The 21,680-nt window shown below is 58.6% G+C and carries 13 protein-coding genes and 3 pseudogenes; 7 read left to right on the top strand and 9 right to left on the bottom strand.

Features of this window, described 5'->3' with window-relative positions:
- Positions 1 to 6: 6 nt before the first annotated feature.
- Entirely contained in the window at positions 7 to 1,923 is a 1,917-nt protein-coding gene (locus JTJ32_RS26930; protein ID WP_210041824.1) for a methyl-accepting chemotaxis protein, read from the bottom strand.
- 622 nt (positions 1,924 to 2,545) lie between these two features.
- Here JTJ32_RS26930 and JTJ32_RS05880 point away from each other — a divergent pair.
- Entirely contained in the window at positions 2,546 to 3,058 is a 513-nt protein-coding gene (locus JTJ32_RS05880; RefSeq protein ID WP_210041379.1) for a hypothetical protein, read from the top strand.
- Positions 3,059 to 3,080: 22 nt separating this feature from the next.
- Here JTJ32_RS05880 and JTJ32_RS05875 read toward each other — a convergent pair whose 3' ends face one another.
- The 4 genes from JTJ32_RS05875 to JTJ32_RS05860 all read right to left on the bottom strand — a co-directional run bounded on the left by JTJ32_RS05875 (position 3,081) and on the right by JTJ32_RS05860 (position 4,761).
- Positions 3,081 to 3,299 carry an Ntn hydrolase family protein gene (locus tag JTJ32_RS05875; protein WP_236059200.1) on the bottom strand — a complete coding sequence of 73 codons (219 nt, stop codon included), beginning with the start codon at positions 3,297 to 3,299 and terminating at the stop codon, positions 3,081 to 3,083.
- A 203-nt stretch (positions 3,300 to 3,502) separates the two neighbouring features.
- The gene (locus JTJ32_RS05870; RefSeq protein WP_210041376.1) at positions 3,503 to 3,709 is read right to left on the bottom strand and encodes a hypothetical protein; all 207 of its coding nucleotides are present in this window, start codon (positions 3,707 to 3,709) and stop codon (positions 3,503 to 3,505) included.
- Positions 3,710 to 3,787: 78 nt separating this feature from the next.
- On the bottom strand, positions 3,788 to 4,093 hold the full coding sequence (locus JTJ32_RS05865; RefSeq protein ID WP_210041822.1) for a hypothetical protein: 306 nt from the start codon (positions 4,091 to 4,093) through the stop codon (positions 3,788 to 3,790).
- 443 nt (positions 4,094 to 4,536) lie between these two features.
- Complete coding sequence (locus JTJ32_RS05860; RefSeq protein ID WP_099230494.1) at positions 4,537 to 4,761, bottom strand: hypothetical protein; 225 nt, start codon at positions 4,759 to 4,761, stop codon at positions 4,537 to 4,539.
- A 225-nt stretch (positions 4,762 to 4,986) separates the two neighbouring features.
- On the opposite strand from JTJ32_RS05860, the pseudogene JTJ32_RS05855 reads away from it, so the two are divergent.
- From JTJ32_RS05855 to JTJ32_RS05840, 4 genes and pseudogenes are all read left to right on the top strand, one after another.
- Positions 4,987 to 5,745, top strand: a pseudogene (locus tag JTJ32_RS05855) (DNA-methyltransferase); the annotation flags it as partial.
- A 42-nt stretch (positions 5,746 to 5,787) separates the two neighbouring features.
- A pseudogene (locus JTJ32_RS26685) lies at positions 5,788 to 6,160 on the top strand (hypothetical protein); the annotation flags it as partial.
- A pseudogene (locus JTJ32_RS05845) lies at positions 6,157 to 6,756 on the top strand (site-specific integrase); the annotation flags it as partial. The pseudogenes JTJ32_RS26685 and JTJ32_RS05845, both read left to right, overlap by 4 nt.
- A gap of 20 nt (positions 6,757 to 6,776) precedes the next feature.
- The gene (locus JTJ32_RS05840) at positions 6,777 to 8,366 is read left to right on the top strand and encodes an ABC-F family ATPase (RefSeq protein WP_025995726.1); all 1,590 of its coding nucleotides are present in this window, start codon (positions 6,777 to 6,779) and stop codon (positions 8,364 to 8,366) included.
- A 97-nt stretch (positions 8,367 to 8,463) separates the two neighbouring features.
- On the opposite strand, the gene JTJ32_RS05835 is transcribed toward JTJ32_RS05840, so the two are convergent.
- Positions 8,464 to 9,597, bottom strand: coding sequence for a lactonase family protein (locus JTJ32_RS05835; protein WP_099230490.1), 1,134 nt, complete (start codon positions 9,595 to 9,597; stop codon positions 8,464 to 8,466).
- 163 nt (positions 9,598 to 9,760) lie between these two features.
- Here JTJ32_RS05835 and JTJ32_RS05830 point away from each other — a divergent pair, with 163 nt between their 5' ends.
- Positions 9,761 to 10,978 carry an MFS transporter gene (locus JTJ32_RS05830; protein ID WP_099230488.1) on the top strand — a complete coding sequence of 406 codons (1,218 nt, stop codon included), beginning with the start codon at positions 9,761 to 9,763 and terminating at the stop codon, positions 10,976 to 10,978.
- 234 nt (positions 10,979 to 11,212) lie between these two features.
- Positions 11,213 to 13,846, top strand: coding sequence for an autotransporter domain-containing protein (locus JTJ32_RS05825; RefSeq protein WP_210041375.1), 2,634 nt, complete (start codon positions 11,213 to 11,215; stop codon positions 13,844 to 13,846).
- A gap of 224 nt (positions 13,847 to 14,070) precedes the next feature.
- On the opposite strand, the gene glgB is transcribed toward JTJ32_RS05825, so the two are convergent.
- From glgB to JTJ32_RS05810, 3 genes are read right to left on the bottom strand one after another with little or no spacing between them, the layout of a single operon-like run.
- On the bottom strand, positions 14,071 to 16,302 hold the full coding sequence (gene glgB, locus JTJ32_RS05820) for a 1,4-alpha-glucan branching protein GlgB (RefSeq protein WP_099230484.1): 2,232 nt from the start codon (positions 16,300 to 16,302) through the stop codon (positions 14,071 to 14,073).
- Positions 16,299 to 19,625, bottom strand: coding sequence for a maltose alpha-D-glucosyltransferase (gene treS / locus JTJ32_RS05815; protein WP_099230482.1), 3,327 nt, complete (start codon positions 19,623 to 19,625; stop codon positions 16,299 to 16,301). The genes glgB and treS overlap by 4 nt, the downstream gene beginning before the upstream one ends.
- Positions 19,626 to 19,643: 18 nt before the next feature.
- Positions 19,644 to 21,665, bottom strand: coding sequence for an alpha-1,4-glucan--maltose-1-phosphate maltosyltransferase (locus tag JTJ32_RS05810; RefSeq protein WP_184322813.1), 2,022 nt, complete (start codon positions 21,663 to 21,665; stop codon positions 19,644 to 19,646).
- Between the last annotated feature and the right edge of the window lie 15 nt (positions 21,666 to 21,680).

The following is a 21,680-nucleotide window of genomic DNA, read 5'->3' as shown; positions in this document are numbered from 1 at the left end:
TTCGGATCAGCTCACCTTGAAACGCCCTACCAACCCCTGCTGCTGTTCGGCCAGTCGAGCGAGTTCGCGGCTGGTAACCGCTGTCTGCTCGGCACCAGCACTGACCTGAACAACCAGTGTATTGATGTCATTGACGTTACGGTGGATCTCCTCGGCGACCAGGCTTTGCTCTTCGGCAGCTGATGCCACCTGAATATTACGATCACTGATCGACGCAATGCCTTCAGCGATTTCTTCCAGCAACTCACCGGCTCGGACCACGTTGCTTGCGCCTTCCTTCGCCTTGCCCAGTGTTTCCTGCATGGAATTGGCGGCCCGGTCAGAGCCGGACTGCAGGTTGGCAATCATGTTCTGAATGCTGACGGTGGAATCCTGAGTTTTCTTGGCCAGGTTCCTCACTTCGTCGGCGACCACTGCAAAACCGCGACCCTGCTCGCCTGCACGGGCAGCTTCGATGGCAGCATTCAGTGCCAGCAGGTTGGTTTGCTCGGCTACTCCACGAATCACATCCAGAACCGAAGAAATCGAATCGCTTTCGCCCTTGAGCTCCCCGATGATCCGGGAGGTCTGTTCAGCCTGAACCTCCAGTCCCTGAATCAGGCTGATGGTGTTCTCGATCTCGGTCTTGCCCTGCAGGGTGCTGGCATTGACGCGCTGCGACATTTCAGCGGCATCGGTGGTGCTGCGTGCGACGTCCTTGACCGTAGCGCTCATCTCGCTGATGGCCGTGGCGACCTGGTCGGTGCCCTGACGTTGCTGCGCCACGTTATTGCTGGTCTGCAGGGCCACGGCAGACGACTGTTCGGCAGCGGTGGCAACCTGCGCGGTGGCACTGCCGATCTCGCGAATGACTTCGCTGATCTGCAGGGCCATGTTGTCCAGATTGCGGGCTATTTCACCAAACTCGTCTTTACCCGTGTAGAGGGTTCTGGCGGTCAGATCACGCGTCGAAAGCGAGACCAGGGTGCGATTCACGTCGACAACAGCGATCTTGATGTTGCGGATGATCACCGATGCCAGCCACAGCACAGCTATCAACATCAGAACCACGGTAGCGATCGCCACGTAAAGACTGCGTTCGGCGTCCATACGCTCATCACTCGCCAGGCCTACTACCATCTGTCCAAGATCCGCCTCCACCTTGGCCATCAGGTCGATGCGACTGGTGGACAGGTTGAACCAGTCTTCAGGCTTGATGTTGAGCGGATCACCCAACGGCGTATCAAAACCCAAGCGTTGCAGACGAGCCACCTCAAGTGATCCGGGTTGTTGCAGAACGGCATCCAGCCTGTTCTTGAACTCGACAGGCGACCAGCGCTGGAATGCTTCGAAATAGCCGGAGAACTCACCGAGGTTGCGGCTGAAGCGTGACAGCAGCGCTGCGTCAAAACGATTCTGGTTGAACGCCAGACCGAGCAATACACGCTCGCGACCCGCACGCTCTTTCATGTCCACAAACTGGTTGAGCGAACTCAGCGAGCGCAGGATCTGCGGGTCATCAATGCTGGCTTCCAGAGAATAATTGAAGCCGATCATGACCTTGATCAAATCGGTAAATCGGGCGCCGGATTCGGTGTTGTTGATGGCCTGCGAATCGACCTTGAGGCGTAACGCGGTCAGATCATCCAGCGCGCGCGACACCTTGTCCGGCGAAGGAATACCTTCGGTCTTTTGCGCCCGCATCTCGCCCACTGCCTTGTCGGTTTCCTGGCGAAAAGTCTTGAGCTCGTTCTGCATGGACTTGCCACCGCTGCCCAGAAAAACGCCGCTGGCTCCGCGCTCGCGCTGGAGAGTGGTCACGACATTGCTCAGTTTCTGCGCAGCCCCGGTGGCGGTAACAGCCCGCTCCATTGCACCGAGGGTTTCGCTTTTTTCAGCCACGAAAATGCCTGCAAAGGCCAGAAAGCCCAGCAGGGGGAACATCAGAATAAGCAGCAGTTTGGTACTCAAAGGGGCGTTTCTAAGCATTGCAGACCTCATGACTTGCACACTTTTTGATCAAAATCACCTCGGACAAACGTTCTAGGAAGGCGACGTTTTCAAATAGCCAACGATGATTCAGTAGCAGCCTGCCGTAGCCTGTTTTTTCCTCCGTTTGATTGTATCGGCCGCAAAGTGCGAAGCTTTATCTGTGTGCGTGCATTCAAAGGCTGCGCGGGTAGCTTCGTCAGACGCAACAAGGTCTGCCCCTCGCTTCCCGCAGCCTCGCGAGCCATCTGCATACTCTACTTTTTCCTGAATACCCATTTGCAGATGCGATCGACCACAAATCCCCTCGTGATCATCCAACTGATGAAAAATGCTGTACGGATACTATGATCCACGCCAGGTATCTCGAACCCCAGCCACCCGCCTATCAGCATCAGCGGCATGAATAAAACCATGGCAAGCACGCGTTCCAAAAACCTCGTACCGAAGCCGGATAGATCCGACAGCTCAAGAAGAGAAGATGGCGGATATGGCCTTTCCATAAATCACCTAAAGCTTGAAATGATGGCCATTAGCCGGTACTAATGGCCATTTTTTATAGCAAGGTAGCTACCCAATGTCGCTCGCAAGCACCCGCCTCACCATAGTTACGGCATTAGCATCTCTGTTACTCAGCGGGTGTACCTCATACCCACAGGAGACCAAGACGAACTATGGCCCCGGAAAGGTGGACGTCGTGACAAGGGAGTATGTTTGCTACACCGACGCTCAGATCATTGATGGGGAGCGCACCAGCGTGAATTTGTGCGGTAGCTCCCACTCAGGTTTTTCCTTTGACTATCAACCCCAGATATGGGCCGGGATTGGCAATCGAATGCCCGCCAAGTTTCAACTCAGCGATGCGATTCAAGGGGCAAAGGTGCGCATCAATGATCAGTTTGGCTTTCTCAAATGCGATCCACTGCAGCAAGCATCTGGCGATGCAGCGCGCGAGACCTTTTGTAAGCTCACACTCAACGATCAGGTAATAGTCAGCGCGCAGGTTATATTTGAACCGCGCTCCGACACCCGTATGAGCGAGCAGCCAAGCGGTATATTTAGTCTCATAGACTCACTTAAGCGACCGTGATTAACCGTCAGCCCGTGCCGCACTAACCCTGCGGCATACCCTCTTCGCCAATGACCACCGTCCGAACAGTCCCGCCCGTGTAAATGTCACGCTTCATTGCGGCCTTTACCGCCTCTTCTGCACTGGCGCCCATGTCCATCGCTGCCAGGGCATAGGCCGAACCGCTCCCAATTGCGTCATGGTTTGCCAGGTCCGGTGGCTGTCTCCATACCCCGGTCTTGTCGTCATGACCGACAATCATCAGTTTGCCGTTATCAACGACAAAGCCTGTGCACTCCACCGATTCTTTCGAGGGCGTACCTAGCCGCGCCCGCCAAGGCCGACGTCAGCAACATATTCACCTGCCGCCCGGCGGCATGAAGGAGCCAGCGCATGGCACTTGCCCAGAAACAGCGGGACGAGCGAGCAGCGCTCAAACGGCAGAAGGCCGGGGGTATGTGACGATTAACTCGCCCGGTTTTCAATGACTTGCCGAGCATTGGACTCTAGCTCTTCCTTAGCAGATTCCTGATCTGTCCAAGTTTTGTCGCTGAATTTAAAGATAGGTAAGCCTTCGATCTCCAACTCAGCAATAACCCCGCTTGGGTATTGACCAAACCGCATCGTGAAGCGACGGCCTTGATGAGCATCGGTAAAGGTTGAGTGATACATAGAGTTTTCCATTTCTGATCTGATCACCCGTAATACCCCATTCCATGTAAGTTGGCATTACCGAGAAGCAAAGGCCGGTTAGCCATGGGGCGCTCCCGACGCTTTGAAAGCTTCAAGCTCCGCCTTTGCCCTGGAGATCATGTCTGGCGTCATCGGCCTACCCTTGTCGTCCAGAGCAATCGGAGTGCACGCACAGCGGCATCGAACGCTATTGTCGCCCTCTGCCCACCAGTCGAGCATCTCCTGTCCAGTGAACAGCTCGCCGTGTCTCTCGACGTGATGCTCTCGACTGGTGGATGTCAGCGCCGACAGGTGCATGAATTTAACCGCCATACCCAACCGCTCAGAATCAGCGATGTCGTTTTCCAGTTTGTGAATTCGCATTGCATGAAGCTCTGAATCCGAAATTCTACCGACCACGGCTCTCTCCAGAGTTTAAAAACCTTTGAAGGTAATAGTTCAAGCATTGGCCTTTTGCCACTCAGAAAATCGATTGCATGGGGCGGACGGTCTAGTGCTGCACGAAGGGATCGCACATGAGTTCAAGTCGGTGCTTGAGGCGAGGGGGGATGCAGCTCAACTGGCGCTGGGCAGCTTCTCTGCCTGATGCTTGAGGTTCCGCGCCACGAAATGACAGTGTCGCCAGTTGTGGCGCGGAAGTTGGAACTGGCTTTTATTGCTGTTTGAATGTGAACTGCATATCACTAACGCTTTGATGACCGTTTGTTAGCGTTGCGATAGGTATAGACCTATCGCAACGCAATCCATTTGGTCATCCAGACATGGAAGTGACACATCAGGCCTGTATGGCGTGCCAATCAGCTGATTCAATCGCAGACATGACCTCTTCCGAGAACAAATCCGCATCGCTCAGCGGCCTCTTGAGCAGCCTCCATGGCTGCACGCTGATCAGCTGAGCTCTGTGCACTGCCAGATTCTGCTGAGGCCGCGTTCGAGCCCGAATCCGAGTCCGCGAATACGTTGCCAGCCAATGCTGCCAGCGGAAAAACGGCAATGCAGATAGCGCGGTTGAGCAGTTTGATTTTTTTCATCTTGGGCACCTTATCGGTTGTGTACGGCGCTTAACTGTTCGCCGTACAGAAGGGTTGAGGGCGTCCATTGCGGTTTTGCGTTCCTTACGGCATGTGTGGACCTTGCAAGGCATTCGGTTCCGAAAAAACTCAGGCCACAGCGTCGCTCAGCGTGCGACATCGCGGATAACCCCACCCTCACCTATTGCGCTGAACGCCTCGGCAGGCGCATGCATGGAATTCGATATGAGCCAGCTCCACCAGATACGGGTAGGCGACTGCATCGACATGATGCGCAAGCTGTCAGGTGAAAGCGTGCATACGTGCGTGACCAGCCCGCCCTACCACGGTCTGCGTGACTACGGCGTAGAAGGCCAGATAGGCCTTGAGGAAACACCTGCCGAGTTCATCACTCGGCTGGTCGAAGTGTTCCGGGAAGTCCGTCGGGTACTCCGCGCCGACGGCACGATCTGGGTAAACATGGGTGACAGCTACGCAGGGAGTTGGGGCGCGCATGGCCGAGACGACATGGGCGTCGGTGTTTCGACGATCAGCCAGCGCCAGGTGATGGCGAGCCAGCGTAAATCGAAATCGACAACCCATGCGGAGTACAAGCCGAAAGACCTGATGGGCATGCCTTGGCGTCTCGCCTTCGCGCTGCAGGAAGACGGCTGGTATCTACGACATGACATCATCTGGCACAAACCAAACCCGACGCCTGAGTCCACACTCGACCGCTGCACGAAGGCACATGAGTACGTATTTCTACTAAGCAAGTCACGCTGCTATTACTACGATCAGGACGCCGTTAAAGAGCCGGTCGCTGCCAGCTCAATCGTGCGACTGGCTCAGGATCTCGAGCAAAAACAAGGCAGCGATCGACTGCCTGGCAAATCCAACGGACCGATGAAAGCAGTCCGCGCTAGACGCGACAGCTTTAAGCGTGACGACTCAAAGCTGGAGCAGGCCATACCAGACCAGTCAGTCGGCACACATAGGCCCGACCTGACCTAGGCCAAGGAAAGACCGATCCTGTTCAGCGCGCCGATGGTGCGCGCCATCCTGTCGGGCCATAAGACAGTCACACGGCGTGCGCTCAAGGTTCAACCGGACATTGATGTTAGCGGTAATGTCTGTGTGGGTGGCGCCAACTACGGGCAAGAAACCGGTAACAAAACACTTTGTCAGCAGTCACCGCACGTATGGCCGACCCGGCGACCGGCTATGGGTGCGAGAGGCTTGGCAGGCTGACGCCCAGGTCGATTCGGTTGCACCCCGCGACCTGAGCCAAGGCGAGCCGATCCTGTACCCGGCAGATGGCGCTTACAGACATACCGGCTGCTCAATGATAACGCCAGGGAAAACCCGGCCATCTATTCACATGCCGCGCTGGGTCAGCCGCATGCTGCTGGAGATCACTGGCCCAGTCACATATATGCTGCGTTCTTCGAGTTCGCGTTTTTCACCGGGATGCGCTTGCAAGAAGTCATTGCGCTGCGTTGGGATGAGGTGGATTTTGAAAAACGCCAGGCTCACGTGTGCAGGGTGATCGTCAGGGGCGAGATAAAGGAGCGCACGAAGACCAGAAAGAACCGCTATGTGCTCCTGAACGAGAGAGCAATTCATGCCCTACGATTCGCCCGAACCTATCTGGAGCGGCGGAAGAAAGGGAAAGGCAAGATTCAGGATTTCCCATATTGCTTTTAACCACCCAAGAACACCGTCCACATCCGCCAGACCTCCGACCTTCACAAGCAGTGGATCCCGACGCTGAGCAGATTGGGGGTGCGACACAGGCCACCGTACAACTGTCGTCATACTTATGCGACAATATGCATAATGTCTGGAATGAATCCCTCTTTTATCGCCCAACAGCTCGGACACTCCGTTCAGATGCTGCTCTCAACATATGCGCGCTGGCTTAGCTCGAGCGGCGACTGGGGCGAGATGGAAAAGCTTCAAATTGGCCCAAAATTGGCCCAAAGTTGGTCCAAGGCTAAATCCAGAGCCGCGTAACTACTTGATAGGTAAAGTAATTGATCTCCACAGCTAACATCACGATGCAGTTCGGCCCCAAACCCCTGTTCGAGAACGTCTCGGTCAAGTTTGGTGCCGGTAACCGTTACGGCCTGATCGGCGCAAACGGCTGCGGTAAGTCCACGTTCATGAAAATCCTGGGCGGCGATCTCGAGCCTTCGGGTGGTCAGGTAATGCTGGAGCCGAACGTGCGTCTGGGTAAGCTGCGCCAGGATCAGTTCGCCTACGAGGAATTTACCGTGCTCGACACGGTGATCATGGGTCACGAAGAGCTGTGGAAGGTCAAGGCCGAGCGCGATCGCATCTACTCGCTGCCGGAGATGAGCGAAGACGATGGCATGGCCGTGGCCGAGCTGGAAACCGAGTTCGCGGAAATGGACGGCTACACCGCCGAGTCGCGCGCCGGTGAACTGCTGCTGGGTCTGGGCATCGGCATCGAGCAGCACAACGGCCCGATGAGCGAAGTCTCGCCTGGCTGGAAACTGCGTGTGCTGCTGGCGCAGGCACTGTTCTCCGATCCTGAAGTGCTGTTGCTCGATGAACCGACCAACCACTTGGACATCAACACCATTCGCTGGCTGGAAAATATCCTGACCCAGCGTAACAGCCTGATGATCATCATCTCCCACGACCGTCACTTCCTGAACAGCGTGTGCACGCACATGGCTGACCTCGATTACGGCGAGCTGCGTCTGTTCCCGGGCAACTACGACGAATACATGACCGTGGCGACCCAGTCCCGCGAGCAGTTGCTGTCCGACAACGCCAAGAAAAAGGCACAGATCTCCGAGCTGCAGTCGTTTGTCAGCCGCTTCTCGGCCAACGCCTCCAAAGCCAAGCAGGCCACTTCCCGCGCCAAGCAGATCGACAAGATCCAGCTGGCCGAGGTCAAGCCGTCCAGCCGCGTCAGCCCGTTCATTCGTTTCGAGCAGACCAAGAAGCTGCACCGCCAGGCGGTTGTGGTCGAGCGTATGGCCAAGGGTTTCGATGGTGTGCCGCTGTTCAAGGACTTCAGCTTCACCGTTGAAGCTGGCGAGCGCGTGGCGATCATCGGTCCGAACGGCATCGGCAAGACCACTCTGCTGCGCACGCTGGTCAACGAGCTGCAACCGGATGCAGGTTCGGTCAAATGGACCGAATCGGCGGAGATCGGTTACTACGCACAGGACCATGCCCACGACTTCGAAGACGACAGCACCCTCTTCGACTGGATGGGTCAGTGGACCCAGGGCGGCGAGCAACTGGTTCGCGGCACTCTGGGCCGCATGCTGTTCTCCAACGACGAGATCCTCAAGTCGGTCAAGGTTATTTCCGGTGGTGAACAGGGCCGCATGCTGTTCGGCAAGCTGATCCTGCAAAAGCCGAACGTGCTGGTGATGGACGAACCGACCAACCACCTGGACATGGAATCCATCGAGGCGCTCAACCTCGCGCTGGAAAACTATCCGGGCACACTGGTCTTCGTCAGCCACGACCGTGAGTTCGTGTCCTCGCTGGCCACGCGCATCATCGAGCTGAGCCCCAGCGGCGTGATCGACTTCAGCGGTACGTACGACGACTACCTGCGCAGCCAGGGCGTGGCGTTCTAAGCCAGACGCCTGGAATAGCACTCGCTGTACCTGAAACCCCTGCCCTTGCGGCAGGGGTTTTGCGTTTCAGGCGATGAGTAAACAACAAGGGCTGGTATTACTGACCCGGCTGGCTGAGCATTTCGATCCACAATGCGCCTTTGCCTGAAGGAGCTTCACTGACGCGCTTCAATGCGCCGTCCGCTGCAATGCCATAACTGCCGACCTTGTCGGCTTTCTCTCCTGTCACCAGCAACCAGCGCCCGTTCGGTGCTACCGCGATGTTACGCGGCTGCTTTTCCTCGACCGGATAGTTTTCCACGAACGTGACCTTGCCACTGGCTGGCTCAACCTTGAACACCGACACGCTGCTGCTGGTGCGTTCGCTGGTGAACAACCATTTGCCGTCCGGCGAGACCCGCACATCAGCGGCCCAGATACGGGGTGTCGGATCGTCCTTCAAGTCGTTGTTGCGTGCATCGCGCACCTGACCCTGCGCCAGCTTCAGACGCTCGGGAATGCCGTTGGCCTGATTGACCTGTTTCAACGCACCGGTCCTGTCGTTGATCGAGAAGGCAGTGACGGTGCCACTCATCTCGCCCACGACGTAGAGGAATTTGCCTGTGGGTGCGAACGCCAGGTGGCGCGGTCCAGTGTTCTCCGGAACCGTCACATAGCCCTCCCCGATCGGCACCAGCTTGCCGTCCTTGGGTTCCAGGCGGTATTGAAGGACGCGATCAACGCCGAGATTGCCTGCGTAGGCGAATCGATTGCTGGGGTCGGTGCGCACCGAGTGTGCGTGCATGCCGGTCTTGTAGGTCTGAATGCTGTCGCTGGGGCGATGCTGGGCGTCGATAGGCTGTACGCTCAGCAAATCGGCGCCATAGGATGCACCCATTAGAAAACGGCCGCTGCGGTCAGTGGACAGATACGCCAGACTTTCCGCCAAAGGTGCCTGAGCCAAGGGTTTCAAATGCCCGGTCACCGGCTCTATGCTGAAGCTGACCACGTGATACGGTTTGGCGCGCAGCGCGGCGAACAGCGCTTTACCATCAGGCGATAGCGCCATCGGGTTGACCTGGTCACCCGCTCGGGTTTGCTCGACCAGACTGAGCGCACCACTGGCGTCGTCCAGTTGATACTGCGAGATGAGCCCGTCTGCGGGGCTTGAGATGTAAGCGAAAGTCGATGCCTGGACCGGCAGACCGAACGAGCAGCCAACCGCAGCGGCCAGCAAGAGGATTTTCTTCATGGAGAGCCTTTTTGTTATTGTTTGTGATCAGTCATCCTATGACTATCCAAACGTAACGGCAACAGCGTCGTGAGGCGACAGATAAACCGTTAGCGTGCTTTCATTTATTGGCAACGCAGGCCATGATGGCTGCACGCCCACCGCCTGCCAGCGAACGAGCCCGATGCCTGCCGCCTCACCTGAACATTCTGCCGTGCAGCCCAGTTCGATCACGATCACGCTGCAAATCGTTTCCATCGTCCTGTACACCTTCATAGCCTTTCTGTGTATCGGCCTGCCCATCGCAGTGCTGCCGGGCTACGTTCATGACCAGTTGGGTTTCAGTCCACTGATCGCAGGTCTGGCCATCGCTTCGCAATACCTCGCGACCCTGCTCAGCAGACCCTATGCCGGTCGGGCCACGGATACGCTGGGCAGCAAACGCGCGATCGTTTTCGGGCTGTGGGGCATTGGCCTCAGTGGCGCGATGACCTTGCTCGCCACCCTGCTCGAGGAGTTTCCAACCGCAAGTCTGTCGATCCTGATCCTGGCTCGCCTGTTTCTAGGCGTTTCCCAAGGATTGATCGGTGTCGGGACCATCAGTTGGTGCATCGGCAAAGTGGGTTCGGAACACACGGCCAAGTCGATTTCGTGGAACGGTATTGCCTCCTACGGAGCCATTGCCATCGGCGCACCGCTTGGCGTGGTGGTGATAGATGCCGTGGGCTTCAACAGTCTGGGCATCGCGCTGATGGTCATGGCAGGGCTGGCATTGTGGCTGATCCGCAACAAGCCGTCGGTTCCCATCATTCCCGGCGAACGTCTGCCTTACTGGTCGGTGTTCGGACGCATCGCGCCCTATGGACTGGGGCTGACACTGTCTTCCATCGGTTACGGTACGTTGACCACCTTCATCACCCTCTTCTACCTGAGTCGCGGCTGGGAAGGCGCAGCCTATTGCCTGAGTATGTTTGGGGTGTGCTTCATCCTCGCCCGACTGCTGTTCATCGGGGCCATCAATCGGTTGGGCGGGTTCAACGCAGCCATTCTCTGCATGGCGGTGGAAACCTGTGGGCTGGTATTACTGTGGCTGTCGCCGAGCAGTGGCTTCGCGCTGGCGGGCGCTGGCTTGACCGGCATTGGCCTGTCACTGGTTTACCCGGCGCTGGGCGTCGAAGCGATCAAGAGCGTACCGACGCCCAGTCGAGGTGCGGGCCTCAGCGCCTATGCCGTGTTCTTTGATCTGGCACTGGCGATTGCCGGGCCGGTGATGGGCGCTATCGCACTGGGTCAGGGCTATGACTGGATATTTTTCTACGCCTCCCTGCTCTCGATAAGTGCCTTGCTTTTGACCCTATGGCTGTCTCGTCGAGCTCGCCAAGCGGCTCGAAACGCTCATTAGGCTATAAGCTTTTCTGTGCTTGCTCCATAGGTTGCGTATCAGGGCAATCCATCTGCCGCCGGTCGGTCAACTTCTTGACGCTAGGCTGGATCCATCCTTGACTTGAACGTGCAGCCCTTTGCGAGGGCTGGCAGAGCAGTCGTCGCCAGCCTCCTGTGCGGCGTCACTGACGTGGCAGTCGGGCACTGACGCAACCTTCCATGCCTCCCTGACCTCGTCACAGGGAGAGCAGTCATGACCCTCAGGCAATTCTCGCCGTGTGGCAAAGGCAAGCTTCTGACCGTCGCGCTACTGGTGATCGTTTCCCCTCACGCCGATGGCACGTGCGCCCTGATATCGACGGCAGGCAGTGACACGCAAACGTGCGACAGCGGCAGCAGCGGCGCGGTGAGCTGGTCCGGGGCCAACGACACGCTGATTTTTCCTGCGGGTGGCAGTGGATCCATCAACGGCAATGTCACGTTCGGCCCTGGCCAGGACAGCGTCGACATGAACTCCGGACGCATTACCGGTAACGTCACGCAAGGCGCAGGCAGTGACCGGTTCACAATGTCCGCCGGTGTCGTCAGTGGCGACGTCAGCCAGGGCGCGGAGCCGGACACGTTTTTCATGACCGGGGGCACCATCGGTTCGCTGGCTCAGGGCGACGGACTCGACACGTTCCAGATGACGGGGGGCGTGATTACCAGAGCGTTCGAGGATGGTGACCGGGCGACCATGAGTGGTGGCAGTATCGGGCGGGTGGACATGAAGCTGGACGACAACCTGTTCGACCTGTCCGGCGGAACCATCATCGGCAACCTGGTCACCGGCTTCGGTCGCGACACCATCAACGTTTCCGGCGGCAGAATCGGTGGCGCAGTCAGCGTAAGCGGCGGCGACGACCGACTGACGCTTAGCGGTGGCGAAATCCTCGGCGGCATCAGGGCCAGCTTCGGTAACGATCAATTCACGTGGCGTGACAGCGGCAATGTGACTGGCAGTGTTCTCATGGCCGAGGGCGACGACATCGCTCGCCTGTACAACCTGAGCGAGTATTACCTCAGCACCAATAGCGTGCTGGATGGCGGAACGGGCAACGATACGTTGACGCTGGACAACACGGCCTCCTCAGCGCCCGCCCGCTACCGACAGTGGGAAACGGTCAATCTGAGCAACGCTTCACGAATGGACCTGGCAGGCACCCTCACGTTGGGCGACAGCATCAGCGGAACCGGAATCCTGAACATTGATGCCAGCAGTCGCCTGTCATCTGCGTCAGGTTCGATCAACTCGTTCAACGGGGCAATGCCCGCCACGCTTGACAGTGCGGGCACCCTGGACCTGAGTGGCGGCACCGCTCGGGACACCCTGACCGTGCAGGGCAATTACACCGGCCTCAATGGGCAGCTGTTGTTGCAGTCGGTGCTCGGCGACGACAGCTCTGCCAGTGACAGACTGGTGGTTACCCAGGGTCGAATCGGTGGAACCACGCGCATGAACGTCATCAATGAAGGTGGCAAGGGCGCGCTGACTCAAAACAACGGCATCGAAGTGGTCCAGGCCGTCCAGGGCGCAACCAGCGACAACACAGCGTTCTCGTTGCAGAACTCGCTGTCGGTCGGGGCGTATCAGTATTACCTGTTCAAGGGTGGCGCCACGGCGGGCAGTGAAAACAGCTGGTTCCTGCGCTCTTCCGTGATCTCTCCTCCACTTGCAATGGCGAGCGTGCCTGCCGAGCCGGAGCCGGCTCCTGCGCCGCCAACACCAACACCAACACCAACCCCAGCGGAGCCTGAATCTCCCTCGGAACCCGTTCCGTCAGCGCCTGAACCGCCTGCCTCGGCCGTCCCGCAACCTGCAGCCACCCTGCCCGTTCCGGCCGTCGGCACACCGCAACTGCCCGAGCCCGTGCGCGGCGCGGCACCTGTCGTGCTGTACCGGCAGGAAGTACCCAACTATTCGGTCATCGCACCTGCCGCTGCCGTTCTGGCGTTGTCTTCGTTGGGCACTTTTCACGAACGCCAGGGCAATCAGCGTCTGCTGAGCCAACAGGGTGCGGATTCCGCAGGCTGGGCGCGCGTATTCGGCAGCGATCTCAGACAGCGCTGGTCCGGCACGGTCAGTCCGAGCCTGAACGCGTCGCTTGAGGGTTACCAGATCGGCCACGATCTGTCTGCCTGGCAGACGGGCGATGACGCCACCCAACGTGTCGGCATCTTCGTGGCGCACAACCGCTTGAAAGGCCACATTGAAGGCTTCGCGAATGGATTCGAAGACAGCCGTACCGGTCGATTGAATCTGCGTGGAGACAGCGTGGGCGCGTATTGGACCCTGATCACTGGCCAGTACGGTTATGTGGACACTGTGGCGATGGGCACACGCCTCGACGGCTCGAGCCGCTCTGAACGCGGCGTGCGCGTGAAGGCCGAGGGGCATGTCGTGAGTCTATCCATCGAAGCCGGTTATCCCTTGCCTGTAAGTGCAAACTGGGTAGCGGAACCGCAGGTGCAGGTGATTCACCAGCGTGTCGTTCTGGACGACCAGCACGACGGGATCTCATCGCTTGAGTTTGATAACCAGGCCCGAAACACGGGACGTCTGGGCATACGGTTCGAGGGGCGCTACAGATCGTTTGGAGTGCCCGTCGAGCCCTACCTGAAGACCGATTTCTGGCACGACGCCAAGGGTCACGACACCGTTATCTATGAGAACGTCGAGAGGATCAGCACTGAATACGACTCGACAACCGCCAGTCTGGGGGCCGGACTGGTGGCGTATCCATTCGAGGACGTAGGGGTCTACTTGAGCGCAGATCACAGACGGGACCTGAAGGGACGTGACACACAAGAGACCGGCATCAGCCTCGGGATCAGAATCAGTTGGTAACCGATCTGCAGCAGCGTCCCGGCAGGAAGGCGGGTTCGCATGCAGATTTCCCCCTTCGAAAACGCATTTCATCGGAGGACGCTTCAAACAGAAGAAGGCAGCTTGTGGGCGACAGCGTAGAGCCAGCCGACACCAGATCGACTGACAGAACGCATCGCCCGCAAGCTGCCTCCCACACTGCCCTGTGGACTCCAGAAACCCGGTTGGTTACCGGAGCATTACCTTCAGTCCTGATGCCTCTCGGGTTTGAGAATCAACACGGCCAGCGGTGGCAGATTCAGGCTCAGCGACGCAGGCTGTCCGTGTGCCTGCTCAACGTCAGCCATCACACCGCCGCCATTGCCGACATTGGAACCCGCGTACATCTCGGCATCGGTGTTGAGCAGTTCGACCCATTTGCCGTCGAACGGCACACCGATCCGGTAATCCAGACGCGGAACCGGCGTCATGTTAGCGACCACCAGCAGCGGCTCCCCACCCTTGCTCCAGCGCAGGTAGGCATAGACGCTGTTGGTCTTGTCGTCGCCGATCAGCCACTGGAAGCCCATGGGCTCTGCATCGCGTTCATGCAGGGGTTTTTCTTCGCGATAGATGCGGTTCAGATCGCTGACCAGCTTCTTGACCCCGATATGATCCGCGTACTGAAGCAGGTACCAATCCAGTTGCTCGTCATGGTTCCACTCGCGCCATTGGCCAAACTCGCAGCCCATGAACAGCAGTTTTTTACCGGGGTGGGTCCACATGAACGCCAGGTAGGCGCGCAGGTTGGCGAACTTCTGCCAGCGATCGCCGGGCATCTTGTCGATCAGCGAATGCTTGCCGTGGACCACTTCATCGTGGGAAATCGGCAGAATGAAGCGCTCGGACCACGCATACATGAGACCAAAGCTCAATTCACCGTGATGATGCTCACGATGAATCGGGTCCTGTTCCATGTAGTGCAGCGAATCGTGCATCCAACCCATATTCCACTTGTAGTTGAAACCCAGGCCGCCTTGCTGGGTCGGCTGGCTGACACCCGGCCAGGCCGTGGATTCTTCGGCGATGACCATGGTGCCCGGCGCTTCCAGCGCGACGACATCATTGAGGTGGCGCAGGAAATCGATCGCCTCAAGGTTCTCGCGACCGCCAAACCGGTTCGGCACCCACTCACCCGCCTTGCGGGAGTAGTCGCGGTATAGCATCGAAGCCACCGCATCCACGCGCAGACCGTCGATGTGGTAATGCTTGAGCCAATGCAGCGCCGAGGCGAGCATGAAGCCGTGAACCTCGGTGCGACCCAGGTTGTAGATCAGCGTGTCCCAATCCTGATGGAAGCCTTCCTTGGGGTCGGCGTATTCATAGAGCGCAGTGCCGTCGAACTGAGCCAGACCATGAGTATCGGTCGGGAAATGCGCAGGCACCCAATCCAGAATCACCCCGATGTTTGCCTGGTGGCAGGCATCGACAAATGCCGCAAAATCTTCAGGCGAGCCGTAGCGCGCCGTCGGCGCGAACTGGGCGAGCAACTGATAACCCCACGAACCACCAAACGGGTGCTCCATGATCGGCATCAGTTCAATGTGGGTGAAACCCAGCTCCTTGATGTAAGGGATGAGCCGATCCGCCAGTTCGCGCCAGTTGTATTGACGCCATTGGCCTTCATCGTTCTGTTCCATCTGCCATGAACCGGCATGCAGTTCATAAATCGACAATGGCGCGCTGACGTCATGAAGGCTGGCCCGCGAGGCCATCCAGTCGTTGTCGTTCCAGTTGAAATGCAGTGGTGCCGAGACCTTGGAGGCCGTATCAGGCGGCAGCGTCGTAGACAGCGCCATCGGGTCGCACTTGAGCGGCAGAATGCCGTGGGCACCGAGGATCTCGTATTTATAGACTTCGCCCGGCTGCAGGCGCGGGACGAAGATTTCCCAGACACCGGTTGGGTGACGCAAGCGCATCGGATGGCGACGGCCGTCCCAGTTGTTGAAACTGCCGACTACCGAAACGCGCCGGGCATTGGGTGCCCAGACCGCAAACCGCACACCGTCCACGCCACCGACGTTGGTCACCTGCGCCCCCAGGCAACTGCTCAAATCGCGGTGATTGCCCTCGGCGAACAGGTACAGGTCCATCTCACCGAGAAGCGGGCCGTAGCTGTAAGGGTCTTCAGTGATCTGTTCGCCGCCTGCCCAGTTGATTTTCAACTGATAGGGCTGAGCGTGTTCGAGATGACCAATAAAGAAGCCCGGGACTTCGCTCATCTCCAGCTCGCCCAGCTCACGCCCGTCATCCGGGGCGAGCAGGCGCACACTCAAGGCGCCTGGCAGATAAGCGCGGACGAACTGTCCGCTGCCGCCATCGCCATGCGGGCCCAGGATCGAAAACGGGTCACGATGTTCAGCACGGATCAACGCATCCATGTCCACTGCGGCGGGCATCGCCTTGCGACGCGTGCCGATTTTGTCAGGTGCATTCATGTTGGCTCTCCATCAGACAGGTGCAGCAATCCACGCAAGCCTTGCAGCGGCACAGCCAGCCAGCTCGGACGATTCTCGGCTTCGTAGATCACTTCATAAGCGGTTTTTTCTAGGGTGAACAGTTCCAGCGCCGCGTCCTCCCCGTTCGAATCTTTCCAGGCGTGAGCCATCCCGAGGGTCGCTGAGCGGTACCCTTCGATAAATGCCTCACGGGCCTGGGACAAATACGTGCTGGCAACCCGTTTGCGGGCGGCAGCGGCTTCCTCGGAGGTGTCCACGCTTTGCGCGCTGCGCACAGCCATGGCGGCAGCGTAGTCGAACGAGCGCAGTACACCACTGACATCCTTGAACGGGCTGTGTTTGGCACGTCGCTCGCTCAGCGCACGCGCAGGCTCGCCTTCGAAATCGATCAGGTAAGCATCACCCTTGACCACCAGCACCTGGCCAAGGTGCAAATCACCGTGCACGCGAATGCGCAGGCCACCTACCGAGCGTTCGGCGAGGCGCGTGACATGCGACCCAATGGCTTGGCGCTGAGCGATCAGGGCATCCACCAACTGCTGGTCTTCAGTGCCGAGGTCGTTCTTGCGCTGTTCGAGCAACTGCAAGGCCCGATCCAACTGAGCCACCACGCTTTTTGCCGAGGCCTCGCTGTCTTCCTGGCTGCTCACTTCCACAGCAAAGTCTGGATTGTCGGTCGCTGCGGCCAGAATCTGGTGCATTTCGCCCAGACGCTGCCCGAGACTGCGAGAGAAATCGGCCAGCTCGAGCAGCGCGTTGTAGTGCTGCTCCTGTTCGGAGACGCCATGCGCCAGCTCGTCACGAACGGCGCGCTCCAGGTTGTTCTGGGTCCATTCCCATGCATCACCCTGATTGCTCAGATAGCCTTGGGCAATCATCAGCAGGTGCGGCTGACCGTCATGGCCCACGCGAACCACCGAGCCCAGCAACGGCGAGATATTGCGATAGCCGGCGTTGGTCAGGTAAGCGCCCATCTCCAGCTCCGGGTGCGTGCCGGCGCTGACTTTGCGGATCATCTTCAGAACCAGGCCGCTGCCGACTACCACGGAGCTGTTGGACTGCTCGGCGGACAGGTAACGTACCTCTGACTCGTTGTTCAGCCCCAGCGGCGCGAGTTGCGCGGTCTGTTCAAAACGCAGCTCGCCGTCGTCGCAAGGGATGACCGTATCGGACTGCATGCCTTGAATCACTGCGCGGATGAAGGTTTCCAGCGTGAAGGCGTCGGTGATCAACCCCACCTGACGGCCACGGCGCACTCTGGCCAGCGCCAATTGCTGAGGCAGCGCGCTGTTGATTTCCTCTTCCGCCAACAGGCCGAATGGGAGTTGATAACGCTCGGTCTGCTCGCCTGCGGTGACCTCGATCTCGTTGAGCAGGACCGGGTGCGCCGGGTCGCCGAAGCGAACCGCATAGGCGATGTTGACACGCTCGATGGGCTTGTCCTTGCCTGCGAACCAGCGTCGCTTGGGCAGGTAGACCGCCAGTGAAGTGTTTTCCATGGTGCTGCGGAGCGGCTCGTCGAGCAGCTCCTCCAGACGCTTCTTGAGCACCAGGGTCGGGAAGTCCGGCATGCTTTGTGCCGGTTCGACGTGCCAACTGGGCATTTGATTCTCCGAAGCCAGTAGAAACCAGTAAAAACCGTAGGGCGGCAGCGTGAGCAGGTAGCTCAACTGGCCAATCGGCGGGAATGCGCTGCCACCCAGCATCTCGACAGGAACGGTGCCGGCGTAGGCCGACAGTTCGAGTTCTGCGGCCTGGGCTGCGCTGGAAACGTTGGCCACGCACAACACGATTTCGCTATGGCCATCAGGTCCTGTGTATTCACGGATGTACGCGAGAATCCTGCGATTGGACGGCGACAGCATCTTGAGCGTGCCACGTCCGAACGCCTTCTGTTGCTTACGCACGGCCAACATGCGGCGGTTCCAGTTAAGCAGCGAATGCGGATCCCGCTCCTGACTTTCGACGTTGACCGACTGAAAGCCGTACATCGGGTCCATGATCGGCGGCAACACAAGGCTGGCCGGATCGGCGCGCGAGAACCCGCCGTTGCGGTCGATGGACCATTGCATGGGTGTGCGCACGCCATCCCGGTCGCCGAGATAGATGTTGTCACCCATGCCGATCTCATCGCCGTAATACAGCGTGGGTGTACCGGGCATGGATAACAGCATGCTGTTCAGCAACTCGACCCGGCGACGATCACGCTCTACCAGCGGCGCAAGACGACGTCGGATGCCGAGGTTGATCCGCGCACGACGATCCGCAGCGTAGTAATTCCACAAATAGTCACGCTCACGATCCGTGACCATTTCAAGGGTCAGTTCATCGTGGTTGCGCAGGAAAATTGCCCACTGGCAGTTCTCCGGAATTTCCGGGGTCTGGCGCAGAATGTCGGTAATCGGGAAACGGTCTTCCTGCGCCAGCGCCATGTACATGCGCGGCATCAACGGGAAGTGAAACGCCATGTGGCACTCATCGCCGTCAGGGCCTTTGCTGTCACCGAAGTACAGCTGAGTGTCTTCCGGCCATTGATTGGCTTCCGCCAGCAGCATGCGGTCCGGGTAATTGGCGTCGATTTCGGCCCGGATCCGCTTGAGAACCTGATGGGTCTCCGGCAGGTTCTCGTTGTTGGTGCCATCGCGCTCGATCAGGTAGGGAATCGCGTCCAGACGCAGGCCATCGATGCCCATGTCCAGCCAGAAACGCATGACCTCGAGCACCGCGTTCATCACCGCCGGATTATCGAAATTCAGATCCGGCTGGTGCGAATAGAAGCGGTGCCAGAAATATTGCTCTGCCACCGGATCCCAGGTCCAGTTGGACTTCTCGGTGTCGAGAAAGATGATGCGCGTGCCGTCGTACTTCTGATCGGTGTCCGACCACACGTAGAAGTCACGTGCCTTGGAGCCGCGTTTGGCGTGCCGGGCCTTCTGGAACCAGGGATGCTGATCCGAGGTGTGGTTGATGACCAGCTCGGTGATGACCCGCAAGCCGCGCTTGTGGGCCTGAGCGATGAATCGCCTGGCGTCCGCCATCGTGCCGTAGTCGCTGTGCACGTCGCGGTACTCTGAAATGTCATAGCCATCGTCCCGACGCGGCGATGGGTAGAACGGCAACAGCCAGATCGTGTTGACCCCAAGCTCGGCAATGTAGTCGAGCTTGTCGATCAGGCCTGCGAAATCGCCGATCCCATCGTTATTGGAGTCGTAAAACGATTTCACATGCACCTGGTAAATCACCGCATCCTTGTACCAGAGCGGATCTTTGATGAATGCCGCGTCATCGGGCTTTTTTGCCATGGCTGACTCCTTGCAGTTTTACTGTGCGACCTGGATACGCCAGATACCGAAAGGTTGATACGACGGGTCAATGCGCATCCACTGCACCTTGCCGTACCAGTTCCAACGGTGCCCGGTCATCAAATCCTCACCGGACGTCACTGCATCGTCTGGCAAGCCCATTTCCCAAAGCGGCAATTCGAAGTTCGCTTCCTGAACGTTATGAGGGTCGAGGTTGACCGCGACCAGCACAAAGTTGCTGCCATCCGCAGAACGTTTGCCGAAATACAGAATGTTGTCGTTCCAAGCGTTCAACAGCTTCAGACCCAGATGAGTCTGCAACGCTGGGTTCTGGCGGCGGATGCGGTTGAGTTGGGCAATTTCGGCGATAATGTTGCCCGGCGCCGTAAAGTCGCGGACCCGAATCTCGTACTTCTCGGAGTCCAGGTATTCTTCCTTGCCAGGAATAGGCGCCGCTTCGCACAGCTCGAACCCCGAATACATGCCCCACAATCCCGAACCCATGGTTGCCAGTGCCGCGCGGATCAGAAACCCCGGCCGCCCGGACTCGTGCAGGAATCGCGGATTGATGTCCGGCGTGTTGACGAAAAAGTTCGGCCGGTAGCAATCGCGCCACGGCACCTCGTTCAACTGCGTGAAGTACTCGGACAGCTCGGCCTTGGTGTTGCGCCAGGTGAAATAGGTATAGCTCTGCGAATACCCTACCTTGCCAAGGCGAGCCATCATTGCGGGCTTGGTGAAGGCTTCCGCCAGGAACATCACGTCAGGATGCTGATTGCGCACTTCACCGATCATCCATTGCCAGAACGGCAATGGCTTGGTGTGTGGATTGTCGACGCGGAAGATCTTCACGCCCTCCTCGACCCAACCCAGCACGATGTCGCGCAATTCCAGCCACAGGCCGGGAATCGCATCCGGTGCGTAAAAGTCGACGTTGACGATGTCCTGATATTTCTTCGGCGGGTTTTCCGCGTAACGGATGGTGCCGTCGGGGCGCCACGAGAACCAGCCAGGATGCTGCTTGAGCCACGGGTGATCCTGAGAGCACTGAATGGCGAAGTCCAGAGCGATTTCCAGCCCGTGATCCGCTGCAGCGGCCACCAGACGACGAAAGTCTTCACGGCTGCCAAGCTGCGGGTGGATCGCCTCGTGACCGCCGTCCTCACTGCCGATGGCGTAAGGGCTGCCCGGATCATCGGGACCCGCGGTCAGGGAGTTGTTCGGGCCCTTGCGGTGTGCTCGGCCAATCGGATGAATCGGTGGGAAATAAAGAACGTCAAAGCCCATGTCACGAATCATCGGCAGGCGCGAATGCACGTCGTTGAACGTGCCATGACGGGCCTTGTCGTCAGTGATCGAGCGCGGGAACAGTTCGTACCAGCTGGCGAACTGCGCCAGCTCACGCTCGATGTCGAGCGGGAACTCTGCACTACGGCTCAGAAATGCACGATTGTCAGCCTGTTTCATCAGCGCCGCGGTTTCGCTGTGAAGCAACAGGGCGACCTTCTCGTCACTGTTCGACTCGCCCAGTCGCTGCAACACGCTCTCGATGGCATGACGCTGCTCATCCTGACTGCGCTCTGCTGCGTGGACGAGGTGAATGCGACCTTCCTCCAGCTCCAGCTCGATGGGCACGCCGGCACCAAACTTCTTCTCCAGCTCGTAGCGGTAGCTGCCGAACTGGTCGATCCAGGCTTCAAGGCGAAAGATATAGCGGGCCACGGACGTCGGCGTGAATTCGCCGGTCCAGCTGTCATTACCCAGTTCGCGCATCGGTGCACTGTGCCAGTGTTCTTCGTCCGCAGCGCGCCAGACAATATTGACGGCCATCTTGTCGTGACCGTCTGCGTAGACCTTGCTGGTGACGGTCACCGGCTGGCCGACGATTCCTTTGGCCGCAAACAGCCCGCCATCGATCACCGGCAACGTGTCTTCAATCACGATGCGGGGCAACTGCAGGGCTTGGGTCAATGACAAAGGACGACTTGGGTGCGGCACTTCTGAGGTCAGGGAATCCGGACCGTATGGCTGTTCATTCATCGAGCATCACTCCTT

Source organism: Pseudomonas alliivorans (genome assembly GCF_017826695.1).
Classification (GTDB): Bacteria; Pseudomonadota; Gammaproteobacteria; order Pseudomonadales; family Pseudomonadaceae; genus Aquipseudomonas; species Aquipseudomonas alliivorans.
This window is presented reverse-complemented; position numbering and strand designations above follow the sequence as displayed.

Excerpts from the sequence above, each read along its gene's own strand:
- JTJ32_RS26930 (WP_210041824.1), bottom strand. The coding sequence starts at position 1,923 with ATGTTCCCCCTGCTGGGCTTTCTGGCCTTTGCAGGCATTTTCGTGGCT.
- JTJ32_RS05880 (WP_210041379.1), top strand. The coding sequence starts at position 2,546 with ATGTCGCTCGCAAGCACCCGCCTCACCATAGTTACGGCATTAGCATCT.
- JTJ32_RS05875 (WP_236059200.1), bottom strand. The coding sequence starts at position 3,299 with ATGATTGTCGGTCATGACGACAAGACCGGGGTATGGAGACAGCCACCG.
- JTJ32_RS05870 (WP_210041376.1), bottom strand. The coding sequence starts at position 3,709 with ATGTATCACTCAACCTTTACCGATGCTCATCAAGGCCGTCGCTTCACG.
- JTJ32_RS05865 (WP_210041822.1), bottom strand. The coding sequence starts at position 4,093 with ATGCGAATTCACAAACTGGAAAACGACATCGCTGATTCTGAGCGGTTG.
- JTJ32_RS05860 (WP_099230494.1), bottom strand. The coding sequence starts at position 4,761 with ATGAAAAAAATCAAACTGCTCAACCGCGCTATCTGCATTGCCGTTTTT.
- JTJ32_RS05835 (WP_099230490.1), bottom strand. The coding sequence starts at position 9,597 with ATGAAGAAAATCCTCTTGCTGGCCGCTGCGGTTGGCTGCTCGTTCGGT.
- JTJ32_RS05830 (WP_099230488.1), top strand. The coding sequence starts at position 9,761 with ATGCCTGCCGCCTCACCTGAACATTCTGCCGTGCAGCCCAGTTCGATC.
- JTJ32_RS05825 (WP_210041375.1), top strand. The coding sequence starts at position 11,213 with ATGACCCTCAGGCAATTCTCGCCGTGTGGCAAAGGCAAGCTTCTGACC.
- glgB (WP_099230484.1), bottom strand. The coding sequence starts at position 16,302 with ATGAATGCACCTGACAAAATCGGCACGCGTCGCAAGGCGATGCCCGCC.
- treS (WP_099230482.1), bottom strand. The coding sequence starts at position 19,625 with ATGGCAAAAAAGCCCGATGACGCGGCATTCATCAAAGATCCGCTCTGG.
- JTJ32_RS05810 (WP_184322813.1), bottom strand. The coding sequence starts at position 21,665 with ATGAATGAACAGCCATACGGTCCGGATTCCCTGACCTCAGAAGTGCCG.